Here is a 13,618-nt window from a genome sequence, read left to right as displayed (position 1 = left end):
GGTGTAAGGTCGAGAAAATAAAGTTTTTGGTAGTTTATTTTAATCGATATATCTCCAGTATGGATTATATGGTAAGAGGGATTGCGAAGGGTGTCGCAGATAATACGTTATGTGAAATCACAGAAATATTATAATGGAAGCAATTCAAGGAGGTTTATATGAAGACCATTGTTTATATGGTTAGGCATGCTGAGTCACAATATACTGAAGGAAATGAAAGAACCAGGGGACTTACCCTACAGGGCAAATTGAAAGCAGAAACAATAACAGAGATATTGAAGAGCGAAGGAATAAACGTTATTATATCAAGTCCTTATGCTCGAGCAATTCTAACATTGGAGGGATTGGCCAAAGAGTTAGAATTAGATATTAAGATAATAGAGGATCTTCGGGAAAGGTATTTTTCTGACTATATTATTTCTAATGAAGAATTTATGCCTGCTATGAAGAAGATGTTTGATGACCCTGATTATGCATTACCAGGAGGAGAGTCTAACACTGTTTGCCAGAATAGATCAGTGGTAGTGTTAAAAAATATCTTAGAAGAATACAAGGGGAAAAAAGTTGCTATTGGAACACACGGGAATGTAATGACATTGATGATGAATTATTTTGATTCGAATTACGGATTAGATTTCTTGAATCAAACAAAGAAACCAGACATCTATAAAATACAATTTAAAGACCTGGAATTAGAAGAAGTAACAAGACTATGGAAAGAATAGAGTAATTTGTGGGTTTATCGAAGAGGACTGTGACAACACATAACACCATGTTCCCGATGCGGGGCATACGCCCCTTGGTCTGCAAGAGGAATTTCGAAGAAGTAGATTCAGCAGACACACCTGCACCGACTAACCGCGTCGCGGCCGCCCTACGGGGCTTAAGTCGGTGAGGCGTCGGGAACACAACAACGTTATAGGAAATCAGCGCAAATAATATTTCAAAATCTATTTAAATTCATTGTAGTATGAAAGGGCAGGATAGTTCATGAAGGGATGCAACAACTTGACGTACAAAAGGATTAAAACAATATGTAAGTATTGGAGAGATGACTTTGAAGATAGATAAAGTATTTGAATATGATATAAGTAATGAATTAGAAACATATATACAAGAATTATTAATCGACAGTTTCCCAGATATCTATCCTAAGGATCGAATTTATTTTAAGCAATTACCGCATTTTAGATTTCTAGCATTTAACCAAGAAAATCAACTCATAGGACACGTTGGATTAGAATATAGGGTAATGAATCTAAATGGGAGACCCGTGAGAATACTGGGTGTAATTGATTTATGTGTTTCACAAAACACTCGTTCACAGGGAGTAGGTTCAACGCTGCTATTAGAAATTGATAAGTTTTCTGTGGGACGAAATATTGATTTTATACTTTTATTTACAGATAACATGAACTTTTATATGAGAAATGGATATAAGCCAGTAAAGAACAAATGTAAATGGATGAAAATTGATAATGAAACTCAGATTACAAATGGTATAGGCTTTGAAGAGATTGATGAGTTAATGATTAAAAAAGTAGGAAATACCGATTGGAGCGAGGGAGATCTAGATTTTTTAGGCTATTTTTATTGATCTAATGGGACACGATAGTTAAGTGAATGATGATGTTGGTATTACGAAGAAGGCGATGACGTCCTATAACAAGGTATCTACGTCGCGTCGCTGTCGCTCTTTGATCTGCCGGAGAATTTTCGGGGAAGTGGATTCAGCAGATAACCCTGCACTACCTAACCGCGTCGCGGCCAGTCGCTTACACTCCTTTAAGGCAGTGATGGTTCGTAGATACAAGAACGTTAGGCGAAATTGCTAAAATAAATAGTACACAAACAAAGGACAAAAATTCATGAAGAACTCCATTAATAAATATTTATTTTACTTAGGTACTGGATTATTTATATGTTTTTCTATTGTTATAATTGCTAGCAATGCTTTTGAGAAAACCCAATATACTCTAATTGTTTATGAACATCCTGTAAGTAGTAAAATTCAAGTTGAAGGACTGGAAGATCCTAATCATAGAATAAGTGTATTCACAACTGGAGTTCCAGGGGCTGGCTTTCCTGATGAAGGAATAAAGGTTCTAAATACCCCATTGTATGTTTTGATGAAACAAAAAAATCAGGACATAGAATTTATGACAGATGATATAAAGAAATTAAATGAATATATAAAGAATGAAATAGATAACTAGTACGTGTTTCGAAGAGGTCAGCAACATCACCTAAACCAGCATTCACGCTGCGGGGCTGACGCCCTAGGGAAACGGTCTACAGTTATATGAAGAATAAAGAAAATAAATAATAGCTATGTGGTCACTAGTACGCAAGTTGATATAGCATACGGAGGTATTCGTCAATGAAGATTGATTATGCAACTGAAGAAGACTATGAATACATCATTGAACGAGATAGACATATAGTGAAGAGCTTAGTCATGCCGAAGATAATAAATAAAGAAATATTAATATTACGCAATCAAGGGAATAAAAATGTCGGCTGGATGAGATACGGATATTTTTGGGACAACACGCCTTTTATGAACATGCTCTGGATCGATGAAGAATATCGAAATAATGGTATTGGGAAAGAAGTTGTTCTCTATTGGGAAGATTCATTGAAACAAAAAGGCTTTAAACTTGTAATGACCTCGACATTAGCAAATGAAGAAGTGCAGCACTTTTATAGGAAATTAGGATATGTAGATTCTGGATGTTTGTTATTGGAAAAAGAGCCTTTAGAAATTATTCTGATAAAGACTATCTGATTTAAATAGAAGTGACATAGAAAAGGGGTGATATTATGGGACATATTAACGATTATCAAATAATAAAAGAATATATTCCATTTCTTCAAGGTGATATTGAGATTGATCCAATTATGAAGGGTTATTCGGATGATCGTAAATATGCGGTTGTGAAGGATAATCAAAAGTATCTACTACGGACATTTAATCTTAAAGAGTACGACAGGAAATCCTTGGAGTATGAAGCCCTAATTAAGATGCAGGAGTATAACGTTAAATGTTCAAGACCGATAAAATTAGGAAGCTTACCAGATCACGGAATTGGATATATGGTATTAACTTTTATTGAGGGGGATGACGCATCTGAAGAACTCCCTAAACTCTCAAGTAACGATCAATTTCATATCGGACTTCAATCTGGAAAAGAACTACATAAGATTCATCAGTATGTTGCACCTAGCCATATCTCTTCTTGGTATGATAGAAAGGTTGTTAAACATAAAAATTATATGGAAGAATATAAAAAACTAGGAATAAGAGTAAATCATGATCTGGAGATCATGTCTTTTATTGATGATAATCTTCAAATCATGAAAAATAGGCCGAATCTTTTTCAACATGACGATTTTCATGTAGGGAATCTGATTGTGGAAGATAACTCTCTATCAGGAGTCATTGATTTTAATAGATTTGATTGGGGAGATCCCATACACGAGTTTTTGAAAGTGGGAATGTTTAGTTCAGAAGTTAGTATTCCTTTTTCGGTTGGCCAAATAAAAGGGTACCACCACAATCAAGAACCAAATGAATGGTTCTGGAAATTATATTCACTTTACTTAGCGATGTGTGTTTTCTCCTCTATCGTATGGATCAGAAAAGTAAAACCTGAAGAGACAGATATCATGATTAGCAAGCTCAATAGGGTCTTAGAAGATCATAACAACTTTGAATTGATTAAACCTAAATGGTACTTTGAGGGTTGATTTGAGAGCACATCACGGAGGTTATTATGAAAACATTTATTTACATGGTCAGGCACGGGGAATCACCTAAAACAGAAGGGAAAGAGAGAACACGTGGGCTGACTGACAAAGGCAGGTCAGATGCTCATATCATAACAGAGCTATTGAAAGATGAGGGAATCGACACGTTCGTTTCAAGTCCATATAGAAGGGCGATATTAACAATAGAGGAATCAGCCGAATCTTTTGGCAAAGAGGTTCTAGTGATTGAAGATCTGAAAGAAATAGTATTTTTAAGTGACGATAAGATTTTGTCTGATAAAGAATTGTATCCGACTGTAAAGAAAATGTTTTCTGATCCAGACTTTTCATTGCCTGGAGGGGAAACTGTTAATATTTGCAAGAAACGTTCTGTAGCCATTTTGAAAGATCTTTTAAAGAAATATAAAGGGCAGAAAGTTGTAATAGGAACGCATGGAGCTGTTATGACTTTAATGATGGGATACTTTGATAATCAGTTTGACCTGGATTTTTTATTACAGACTTCAAAACCCGATATTTACAGGTTGGAGTTCGATGGAGAAGTATTAATAACAACGAAGAGATTATGGAAGAGTTGTGAGGTATCGCAATGAACGTGTTAAGTCTTGTTATTTTATAAATGGTTTATGTATAATTATGGAAGTGTATCTAAACAACAAAAGCCCAGTCAAAGATAAAATGCTATCTAGGTCTGGGCTTATTTAATATTTGGAGGTTGATTGATATGGGACGTGTTGTATCATTTGAATTAAATAGTCAAGATCCTGAACGAGCTTCAAATTTTTATTCTTCGGTTTTTGGATGGAAGATTGCAGAACCGAATTGGGGTTATCAAGATGTAACAACAGGAAATGATGATAAACCGGGAATGAATGGTGGTATTGCGAAGGGACCCAATGATTATCCACATGGCACAAGAATTCACATTGAAGTTGAAAACATAGAAGAAGCAATAAAGAAATCAATAGAATGTGGAGCGCAGGTTGTTAGAGAAAAGATGGAGTTTGATCATTTCTATCTTGCTTATTTAGTTGACCCCGTAGGAAATGGAATAGGATTAATTCAGAACAAATAAACTCTTGGCTTATCCCCTGGGTAGAGAATCTGAAGAAAAAGAACTCAATGATTGGGAAACAGGTAAATGGCTTGTCACAAACGGGGGAAGATTACGTATGCAATCCAGAGAGGGCAAATTTAACTTTTTGCAATTGAGGTGATTTCTTGTTTAGCTATAGAGATTCAAAAAAAGAGGATTTTGACTATATTTCAAAGTTCCCTCAGAACAAAACGGAATTATTTTACATGTTCCCTAAAGGATTATATCCAGCAGACCCAGAGCAATTGTATCAAACTTCTCAAACGCGGCAATTAGCGACTGTAATTGAGTATGAGGAAGAAATAGTGGGATATTGTAATCTGTATGGTTTGGTTGAAGGGGAACATTGTTGGTTGGGGAATGTCATTATTAATCCAAGATTCAGGGGACAAGGTGCGGGAGAATATCTAGTAAATCTAATGCTCGAAAGGGCCAGAAATGAATTAAATGTGAAAGAACTAAGATTAGTTTGTCACAATATAAATACAAAAGCACTTTTACTTTACTATAAGATTGGTTTTAAACCGTATGATATGAAAATTATAAGTGATCCTGACAATAATCAAATAGCAGGTATCATCATGAGGATGGAAGTGGATTAGAGAGTACCCTTGGAAAACTCTATACCTATGAAAGAACACAAAATGTGAAAGGCGTGGAGTAATGGATTTCACAGACAATGAAGTCATGAAAATTCAAGCATCTACTTTGTACGTGCTTAACGATGAGAATAGAATTGTGAGAATTAATGAGAAAACGGAAGTCAGCCCTCCTGCGATTTTTATTGGGAAAACCAAATTTTCTATTCATACTTACTTTAGAAACGATATATCGCAAGGCATGATAGACGAGATCAATCCGTATATCTCTGAATCATTAAATATCTTAGATCTTTGAAAGTACACAAAAATTAGGATTAGTTCAATTTGGAGTGGATGTTAATATAAGTACGGAATAACTTCGTTAATAAAGTGGTAAATAGAAGAAGCCTAATTAGGAGACTAAACATGACAGAATTGAATATGACTGAATTATGTAAGGTTATTTTAGCTGGAAGTTTAAATAAGAAATTGTTGCTTGTTGGAATTGATGGGTGCGGTGGTGCTGGTAAGAGTACGTTTGCAATGAAACTGAAAAATCAACTTGGTCTAGATAAACCCATAACGATTGTACATATGGATGATTTTTATTTCCCATCTGAGCAGCGAAAAGGCATGAGAGGCCCGGATTTAATTGGAATAGACTTTGACTGGAGAAGGTTATTCGATCAGGTTATAAAGCCACTGAGTAGTGGAGAAGAAGGCTATTATCAGAGATATGATTGGAATGAAGATAAGCTGCTGGTGTGGCATAGAGTTCCTTTAGGTGTGGTAATTATCGAGGGTGTGTATACTCTGAGAAATGAATTGTATGATTACTATGATTATACAATATGGATAGAAACAGATCATGGGATTCGATTGACCAGAGGGATAGAACGAGACGGAGAGAAAATGAGAGACATGTGGGAAAACGTATGGATGCCAGCAGAACAGCGGTATGTTGAAATAGAAAAACCAAATAAAAAAGCAGACTTAATTATTAACGGAACGGGCTAAAAGATTCTTGAGGTTTTTAACAAACATACAAGTGAGGATGAACTTTCATGTCATATCCATTTGATAGCATAATCGAGGCATGGCTCCATATATTTTACCCTCTGGAGGAGCTTCGAAAAATGTGATAACAACAGAAAGGGAGTATCTTCGAGATGTCGGGTTAAATCTTGGTGTTTCTAAAGAAGTGATGCACATAGGCAGAAAAAGTAATCAAAGTAGTCACTAAGGAAGTGCGAAATGAGAAAAATAAAAATAGTGTTAGGTGTTGTGCTTATCATCCTAGTATTAACTCCCATCATATATGTGCAGGCAAACAAAATCATATATGCAAACAGGGTCTTGAATTATCTAATAGAAGAAAAAAAGTATAGCAAAGAAGAGATATCGGTTAGAGGGATATGGGGAAAAAAGCTACCGTCATTTTACGCCATTGTAGTTTTTAATGATGAACCCGATGTAGAGTATGTTTATTTCGCACACAATAATGTATTGCAGTTTGAATATAGATTAACAGAAGATGGTAAAGCAAAAGGTATAACACAATCAAAGTTGAAACATTATTTTCCATTTAAATAATGTATTGGAAAAAATCGAGTCAATCTGAAAACGTACGTTGAGAAGATGAAAGTAACTGAAGCAGATGAATACATGCACTTTATACGATTTTATACAATTTTTTCTAGTGAATTGTCTTCCCTTGAACTAAACAGTGAGCAAATTGAAGGATTGGCGTATGATACTGTTTTTAATGATGATAAATTTAAAGAGCCTGCAAGATTTATTACATCCATGAAGAATTTGTTAAAATGGGTTAAGACTAGTGACCTTAAATAAAATCGATGGAGGCGGCGAATGTGCAGAATCTGTTGCATAAGACAGTGCTCATTACTGGAGCTAGTTCTGGAATTGGCCGAGCTACAGCGGAGTTAATGGCTTCAAGAGGCGCGAAAATCGTGATCAATTATCACTCGAATCATGAAGGGGCAATGGATACGGTTAGAATGATTCGTGATATCGGTGGGGAATCTGTCGCGATTCGAGCTGATGTTACAAAGAAGAATGAAGTGGAGGCAATGGTTGAAGAAGCTATTTCAAAATATGGTGTCATTGATATATTGGTTAACAACGCTGGTGGCGGTATAAAGCAAAGTACATTCATGGATATGACCGAGGCATTATGGGATGAATCCTTTTCTCTAAATGTAAAGAGTATCCTTCTTTGCTCCCAAGCAGTTTTAAAATATATGATTCCAAGAAGAAGCGGTAAAATCATCAATGTTTCATCGGCGGCAGCTAAAATTGGAGGCGCAGGGGAAAGCATCCATTATGCTTCGACAAAAGGCGCAGTTAATACGATGACACTTGGAATGTCGAGAGAACTAATAGACAGCGGGATTATTGTAAATGGGGTGGCACCAGGTATGGTCGAAACACCATTTCATGATAAGTTTGCGCCAGATAGTAACCGTTTAGAACAATTAGTTTCTACCGTACCGATGAAACGCGCTGCAACTCCACATGAGGTAGCAGAAGTTATTTCTTTCCTTGCATCGGATTCGTCTAATTATATTTTAGGGGAAATAATTACCGTGAGTGGTGGTAGATAATGAAAAGGAGAGAATTGAATGAAGAAGGTAATTAAACAATGGATACCGAGCATTTTTCTTGCGATTGTGATTTCTTTATTTATTAGAACTTATGTAGCGGAGGCGATGTCTGTTCCGACAGGATCAATGATTCCCACAATACAAGTTAACGATCGTCTCATTGTAGAGAAAATGATGTGGATGACTAATTTAAATTTTGGGGATATTATCGTATTTTACCCACCATTAATAGGAGAAGAGAATACAAGATATGTAAAGAGATTAATAGGTTTGCCAGGAGATTTAATTGAAATTAAAGATGGAAAATTATTTCGAAATAATGAACAGATAACAGAGACATATATTAATGAGCCTATGACATACACATATGGACCCGTAAAGGTTCCAGATCATAACTACTTCTTTTTAGGCGATAATCGAAATAGCAGTTTTGATTCACATGCATGGCAAACTCCATTTGTAGCAATCGATAAAATAATTGGGAAGGTCATACTGGATATCCCAACACATCTTTTATTTAAATGAATTACCTTTAATTGCTAATTATGATACCGTAGTGAATATACATATACAAAAAAAGTGAAGGAGAATAAACATGCATTTGGATGCAAACAAGTTGCAATTTGAAATGAAAGATATTTCAGGATCTTCTTTCAAGGATGTGAATGCACAAGGACTTAATTTCAATAATGTCAATCTATCAAATGTAAAGGTAAACAATGCCAACATGAGTGGATTGACAGCTAATGATGTGAACGCAGCGGGTTGGAGACTGACGAACATTAATTTATCGGAGACAGGTATTCAGAACGCAAACATGAGTCACATGAGCATTGAACATATTCATTTATTTGGAACAGAATTTTCGAATGTGGTTCTTCCTGCCGAAGGTGATGAGAATTACCAACCAGATGGGGACTACAAACCCATTATTTTCAAAAATTGCAATTTGACAAATATGGAGATTGTAGACTGTGATATTAAGGGCTTAAAGATTAATGGAATTTTAATAGAGGAATTATTTAAAAAAATGGAAGAGTAACTACAATCGTTCCGAAAAGCCCTGGCCCTATGATGTGAGCTATCTAAGGAACGGGGCTTATTTTTTGAGAAGATGAGATTGATCAATAAACGTTGAAGGGATTGCCAATCCATGATTAATAATTTGACAATAAGCAAGCTGACTTCGGCTGATATTAGAGGAGCCAATCAGGTCTTTGAAATGGCCATTCAGGATGCTTTTGATAAAGAGGGATTTGGACATCAAGTAGATGATATTCAACAAGAAATTGAGCAAAAAAAGAATTTACTAAAGGAATCACTGGACAATAAAGAATCAGGTATCTTTTTCATGATTGCGAAACAAAATGAGACAGTTATAGGTACAATCTCTATGAAGCCATGTGGTGAAGACATAAAAGTATGCACAGATAACCAATTAGCTGAGGTTGGTGAACTTAGTAGTTTATACGTACTACCAAGTTATCAGAGCCAAGGCGTGGGTTCGGCGTTGATTAAGGCTATGGTCACACATCTAAACAGTCAAGGAATTGATCAGTTTTGTCTAGACAGTGGATATAAACGTGCGCAAAAAAGGTGGATACGCAAATTTGGAACACCCTATAAAGTAGTCGAGAACTATTGGGGACCCGATTCTGTTCAGATGGTCTGGTATTGTAAAGTGGTCGATTTTTTAGAAGAAGGCTTGGAGGATGACCAATAATGCTAATTGATAACTACTTAGCTGAATGGGATTATGACAAGAGGAATGAAATTGTTGTACATACTTCAAGCTAGCCTTTGCACTCCTTTCTATATGATGTTGATTATGGGAAATCCAAATGGATTCGGATATTGTTTTTCTTGCGTGGTCTTCCAAGACGAATGTTATCCTTAAAAGGCTTCTTTCATTTAGGGTTTATTTTATTAGAAGAAGATCATTCAGAAGTTGTGATTGGGCTTGTTGCTCAACCATGGAAGCTGACGGGCAACATTATGAAAATGACTCCAGAAAAGTTTGTGGGTTTCAAGGAACTAGATTATGTGAAGGTGGTCTGGAATTTTAATCTTACAAAAATCAATGAGGGACAAATTAATATCAGTACAGCAACTAGAATTCATTGTACCTCAAGTAAAGCCAAAAGGCGTTTTTCTATGTACTGGTTTGTCATAGGTTTTTTTAGTGGAATGATTCGGAAAGAGATGTTAAAGGTGATGAAACAAGAGATTTTAAAGAGCAATAGTGGAAAATCTGAATGATGAAGGAGAACTATATGATTATTTTAAAAGAGATAGAGAAAAGTAATTGGAAAGAATGTCTGAAATTAAAATTAAAACCTGGACAAGAAAAATTTATAGCTTCGAATCTGTATTCCATTGCTGAGGTACATTTTCTAGATGGATTTGAAGCGAAAGCTATCTATGAGGATCAGAATATGATTGGTTTTACCATGTATGGATTGGACTCAGATGATAGTAACTATTGGATATATCGATTTATGATTGATGAACGTTATCAAGGACGTGGGTTCGGACAGAGAGCTCTAGAACTTGTTATTGATGATATTCGAAAAAGAAATGATCGCAGCGATCTTCTTTTTATCGGGTATGCCCCAGAGAATGAACAGGCAAAAAAATTATATGCAAAAGTTGGATTTACAGAAGTGGGGATCATGGAGTGGTCCGGTGGTGAAATGATAGCGAAGTACGTTTTCTAGCATGAAATTTAGTCAGGAGATAAGCGCATGATGAATATTATTGAACTCAAGGAAAAGCCAGAACTACTAATGGATGCGGTTTCTTATTTTTGGAAAAATTGGGGATCGGATTCGAATTATAACTTCTATCGCGATTGTATAGAAAAATCATGTCAAACCGAAAGTGATATTCCTCGTTTTTATATAGCTTTGGAGGACGGAAATATCGTTGGCTCTTATGCATTATTGCGGTCTGATTTGAATAGTAGACAAGATTTACATCCTTGGTTTGCCTGTTTATATGTTCGTCCTGAATATAGAAAAAACGGATTAGGAACTCGACTCCAGAATCATGCAATTAAGGAAGCAAAAGATAAGGGCTATAAAAGTTTATATTTATGTACAGATCTAGCTGATTATTATGAGAAAAATGGCTGGGAATACGTGGGGACTGGGTATTCAATAAGTGATGAGGAAACCAAAATTTATGAATATCAGATAGTGAAACCATGATATGATAATGAATTTGTTGTCATCCTTTATGATTCGATTATTGTTATACAAAGCGCCAGAGTTCAAATTTTCAAATGATGAGATCCTAGAATATGAACGTATGTTTAATGATGCCTTTTCACAAAATGGGTTAATTGACCATCGTTGTCATTACCCTAAAAGCAGGTTTATTCAATATATAAGTACAACGAAGAATGTCATTTTACATGGATCTAATAAGAAAGACATCGAAGCATTTGAACCTAGAAGGCAAACGCTATTTAATGGTGAGCTTACAGAAGCGATATTTGCATCGAGAGATGGATTGTGGCCGGTCTTTTATGCAGTACTGGATAGAAAAAAAGTAGCAAAGAATTTTAGAAATGGTAGTGTCAGTACAAGATCAAGTAGGGGTAAATATCATTTTTATTCCATCGATCAGTATACAGCCCCAAAGAATCCATGGACATCTGGAATGATTTATTTTTTACCTCTAGATACCTTTATCAAAACAAGTCATGGGGCAATTGAATTTGACGAATGGATTAGTAAAGTCCCAGTGAAACCAATGATTAAGATTGAAGTGGATCCTCGTGATTTTTATTTTATAGATAAAGTGTCCGTTCATCATGATAAGGAATCGATTGTTCGAACCTGGTTACTTTACAAGTTGAGAATTAAATATCAGAAGAGTAAGAAAGGATGATTTCAATGAATTCCAAGTATGAAGTTCGTCAATCCACTATAGAAGATTTAAATGAACTATCCGAGATTTTTAATGATTATCGTGTGTTTTATCAGCAAGAATCGAATGTTGAAAAGACACGTCAATTTTTATTTGAACGATTTGAGCATCAAGAGTCAATCGTATTTGTAGTTAAAGATACGGTTAAGGGGAAAATCATCGGGTTTACTCAGCTGTATCCCTTATTTTCTTCAATTTCAATGGAGAGATCTCTTCTATTAAACGATTTGTACGTTAGTCAAGAATATCGCAAGCAAGGTATTGGTCAATTATTATTAGATAAAGCAAAGAGATATGCAACACATATCAATGCCAAGGGCTTAGCTTTGTCTACAGCGGTAGATAATCTCCAAGCTCAGCGATTATATGAACGAAATGGATACTTGAAGGATCAGGAATATTATCATTATTTTTTAAAATTGAAGAAGTATGAGGAGATGTAGGTATGATTCTAAGGCATGCGGCATTAGCTGATCTTCCAGCAATTGTACGCTTATTGGCAGATGATGAATTGGGCGCAACTCGGGAGCAATATCTTGAACCACTGCCGCAGGCATATATAGATGCTTTTTCCGCGATTGAAAAGCAAGAAGGGAATGCGGTTATTGTGGCATTAGAGAATGAAGATCTGATTGGTTGTCTCCAGCTGACGTATATTCCTGGTCTTGCAAGATTAGGTATGTCTCGGGCACAAATAGAAGGTGTACGAGTAGATCAACGATATCGAAGCAGAGGAATTGGGGAAGCTTTATTTAAACATGCAATTGAGTCTGCCCGAGTATATGGTTGTGGACTCATTCAATTAACAACGGATAAGAAGCGTACGGAGGCGCATCGATTCTATGAACGGCTTGGTTTTACTTCAAGTCACGAAGGAATGAAGCTGGATTTATTATAGGAGGTCCATCATGAATATTGAAATAATAACGGAACGATTGATATTAAGATCCATCGACGTATCTGAAGCAGATCAATTGCTCGATTATGTGATTAGAAATAAAGAGTTCTTAAAGGAATGGGAGGTCGTTAAAACGTCCGAGTATTTCACACTTGAAGCGCAGCAGCAATCGATCACTACTGATAACTTAAATATGGAGCGGGGACTTTTATATAAAGTTTGGATATATAAACGAGATGAACCGGACAAGATTATTGGATCTATTGCATTAAGTAATATTGTAAGGGGAGCATTCCTTTCGTGCCACTTGGGGTATCGAATCGATCAAGAAGAGAGTAATAAAGGCTACATCACCGAAGGGATCAAGCAGATGATCGAAGTGGCATTTAATGAATTACAATTACATCGGATTGAAGCTAACATTATGCCGAAGAATGCAGCTTCATTGAAAGTGGTTGAGAAGCTTGGCTTTTATCATGAGGGGCTTGCAAAAAAATATTTAAAGATTAATGGCAAATGGGAAGACCATATCCATATGGTGTTGATTAATGAGGAGATGGAATAAGAAGGAAACTAATTATTTCCAAGAAGAGAAAAACATAGTACATTATTAGGTATAATTATTATTACATAGGATAAGGTGGTCTAAATGAGTTCTCAGATTCACTTTTTTTGGATTATTTTAAAGAAGGGCCAGAAGCGGCTCTTTTTCTAT

The 13,618-nt window shown here is 35.7% G+C and carries 22 protein-coding genes; all 22 read left to right on the top strand.

Going from position 1 to position 13,618, the window contains the following annotated elements; all coding sequences use genetic code 11:
• The first annotated feature begins 158 nt into the window (after positions 1-158).
• Positions 159-725 (top strand): histidine phosphatase family protein, encoded by a 567-nt coding sequence (locus tag ACSBOP_RS11680; protein WP_442600712.1) that lies wholly within the window; start codon positions 159-161, stop codon positions 723-725.
• Positions 726-1,051: 326 nt separating this feature from the next.
• Positions 1,052-1,597, top strand: a complete 546-nt coding sequence (locus ACSBOP_RS11675; RefSeq protein WP_442600711.1) for a GNAT family N-acetyltransferase — start codon at positions 1,052-1,054, stop codon at positions 1,595-1,597.
• Between the two features lie 271 nt (positions 1,598-1,868).
• A complete protein-coding gene (locus ACSBOP_RS11670; RefSeq protein WP_442600710.1) occupies positions 1,869-2,216 on the top strand; it encodes a hypothetical protein in 348 nt (115 codons plus the stop codon).
• 164 nt (positions 2,217-2,380) lie between these two features.
• The gene (locus ACSBOP_RS11665) at positions 2,381-2,788 is read left to right on the top strand and encodes a GNAT family N-acetyltransferase (RefSeq protein WP_442600709.1); all 408 of its coding nucleotides are present in this window, start codon (positions 2,381-2,383) and stop codon (positions 2,786-2,788) included.
• Positions 2,789-2,823: 35 nt separating this feature from the next.
• Positions 2,824-3,750, top strand: a complete 927-nt coding sequence (locus tag ACSBOP_RS11660) for an aminoglycoside phosphotransferase family protein (RefSeq protein ID WP_442600708.1) — start codon at positions 2,824-2,826, stop codon at positions 3,748-3,750.
• 26 nt (positions 3,751-3,776) lie between these two features.
• The gene (locus ACSBOP_RS11655) at positions 3,777-4,364 is read left to right on the top strand and encodes a histidine phosphatase family protein (protein ID WP_442600707.1); all 588 of its coding nucleotides are present in this window, start codon (positions 3,777-3,779) and stop codon (positions 4,362-4,364) included.
• Positions 4,365-4,495: 131 nt separating this feature from the next.
• Positions 4,496-4,846 (top strand): VOC family protein, encoded by a 351-nt coding sequence (locus ACSBOP_RS11650; protein WP_442600706.1) that lies wholly within the window; start codon positions 4,496-4,498, stop codon positions 4,844-4,846.
• A gap of 146 nt (positions 4,847-4,992) precedes the next feature.
• Positions 4,993-5,469 (top strand): GNAT family N-acetyltransferase, encoded by a 477-nt coding sequence (locus tag ACSBOP_RS11645; protein ID WP_442600705.1) that lies wholly within the window; start codon positions 4,993-4,995, stop codon positions 5,467-5,469.
• 61 nt (positions 5,470-5,530) lie between these two features.
• The gene (locus tag ACSBOP_RS11640) at positions 5,531-5,764 is read left to right on the top strand and encodes a hypothetical protein (RefSeq protein ID WP_442600704.1); all 234 of its coding nucleotides are present in this window, start codon (positions 5,531-5,533) and stop codon (positions 5,762-5,764) included.
• A gap of 110 nt (positions 5,765-5,874) precedes the next feature.
• Positions 5,875-6,465 carry a uridine kinase family protein gene (locus tag ACSBOP_RS11635; protein WP_442600703.1) on the top strand — a complete coding sequence of 197 codons (591 nt, stop codon included), beginning with the start codon at positions 5,875-5,877 and terminating at the stop codon, positions 6,463-6,465.
• A 237-nt stretch (positions 6,466-6,702) separates the two neighbouring features.
• Positions 6,703-7,041, top strand: coding sequence for a DUF3139 domain-containing protein (locus ACSBOP_RS11630; RefSeq protein ID WP_442600702.1), 339 nt, complete (start codon positions 6,703-6,705; stop codon positions 7,039-7,041).
• A 278-nt stretch (positions 7,042-7,319) separates the two neighbouring features.
• A complete protein-coding gene (locus ACSBOP_RS11625) occupies positions 7,320-8,072 on the top strand; it encodes an SDR family NAD(P)-dependent oxidoreductase (RefSeq protein ID WP_442600701.1) in 753 nt (250 codons plus the stop codon).
• A gap of 18 nt (positions 8,073-8,090) precedes the next feature.
• On the top strand, positions 8,091-8,597 hold the full coding sequence (lepB, locus tag ACSBOP_RS11620; RefSeq protein WP_442600700.1) for a signal peptidase I: 507 nt from the start codon (positions 8,091-8,093) through the stop codon (positions 8,595-8,597).
• A 70-nt stretch (positions 8,598-8,667) separates the two neighbouring features.
• Positions 8,668-9,114, top strand: a complete 447-nt coding sequence (locus ACSBOP_RS11615) for a pentapeptide repeat-containing protein (RefSeq protein WP_442600699.1) — start codon at positions 8,668-8,670, stop codon at positions 9,112-9,114.
• Between the two features lie 111 nt (positions 9,115-9,225).
• Positions 9,226-9,795 (top strand): GNAT family N-acetyltransferase, encoded by a 570-nt coding sequence (locus ACSBOP_RS11610; RefSeq protein WP_442600698.1) that lies wholly within the window; start codon positions 9,226-9,228, stop codon positions 9,793-9,795.
• A gap of 140 nt (positions 9,796-9,935) precedes the next feature.
• Complete coding sequence (locus tag ACSBOP_RS11605; protein WP_442600697.1) at positions 9,936-10,331, top strand: hypothetical protein; 396 nt, start codon at positions 9,936-9,938, stop codon at positions 10,329-10,331.
• Between the two features lie 14 nt (positions 10,332-10,345).
• Entirely contained in the window at positions 10,346-10,789 is a 444-nt protein-coding gene (locus ACSBOP_RS11600; protein WP_442600696.1) for a GNAT family N-acetyltransferase, read from the top strand.
• Between the two features lie 27 nt (positions 10,790-10,816).
• On the top strand, positions 10,817-11,281 hold the full coding sequence (locus ACSBOP_RS11595) for a GNAT family N-acetyltransferase (protein WP_442600694.1): 465 nt from the start codon (positions 10,817-10,819) through the stop codon (positions 11,279-11,281).
• A gap of 28 nt (positions 11,282-11,309) precedes the next feature.
• Positions 11,310-11,966: a hypothetical protein gene (locus ACSBOP_RS11590; RefSeq protein ID WP_442600693.1), complete on the top strand. Its 657-nt coding sequence runs from the start codon at positions 11,310-11,312 to the stop codon at positions 11,964-11,966.
• On the top strand, positions 11,963-12,448 hold the full coding sequence (locus ACSBOP_RS11585; RefSeq protein WP_442600692.1) for a GNAT family N-acetyltransferase: 486 nt from the start codon (positions 11,963-11,965) through the stop codon (positions 12,446-12,448). The genes ACSBOP_RS11590 and ACSBOP_RS11585 overlap by 4 nt, the downstream gene beginning before the upstream one ends.
• 2 nt (positions 12,449-12,450) lie before the next feature.
• Entirely contained in the window at positions 12,451-12,903 is a 453-nt protein-coding gene (locus tag ACSBOP_RS11580) for a GNAT family N-acetyltransferase (RefSeq protein WP_442600691.1), read from the top strand.
• A 10-nt stretch (positions 12,904-12,913) separates the two neighbouring features.
• Positions 12,914-13,468: a GNAT family N-acetyltransferase gene (locus ACSBOP_RS11575; protein WP_442600690.1), complete on the top strand. Its 555-nt coding sequence runs from the start codon at positions 12,914-12,916 to the stop codon at positions 13,466-13,468.
• The last annotated feature ends 150 nt before the right edge of the window (positions 13,469-13,618 follow it).

This window comes from Paenibacillus sp. KN14-4R (assembly GCF_052180255.1).
Lineage (GTDB): Bacteria > Bacillota > Bacilli > Paenibacillales > NBRC-103111 > Paenibacillus_AM.
The sequence above is the reverse complement of the archived record's forward strand: the minus strand, read 5'-3'. Positions and strand labels throughout refer to the sequence as shown.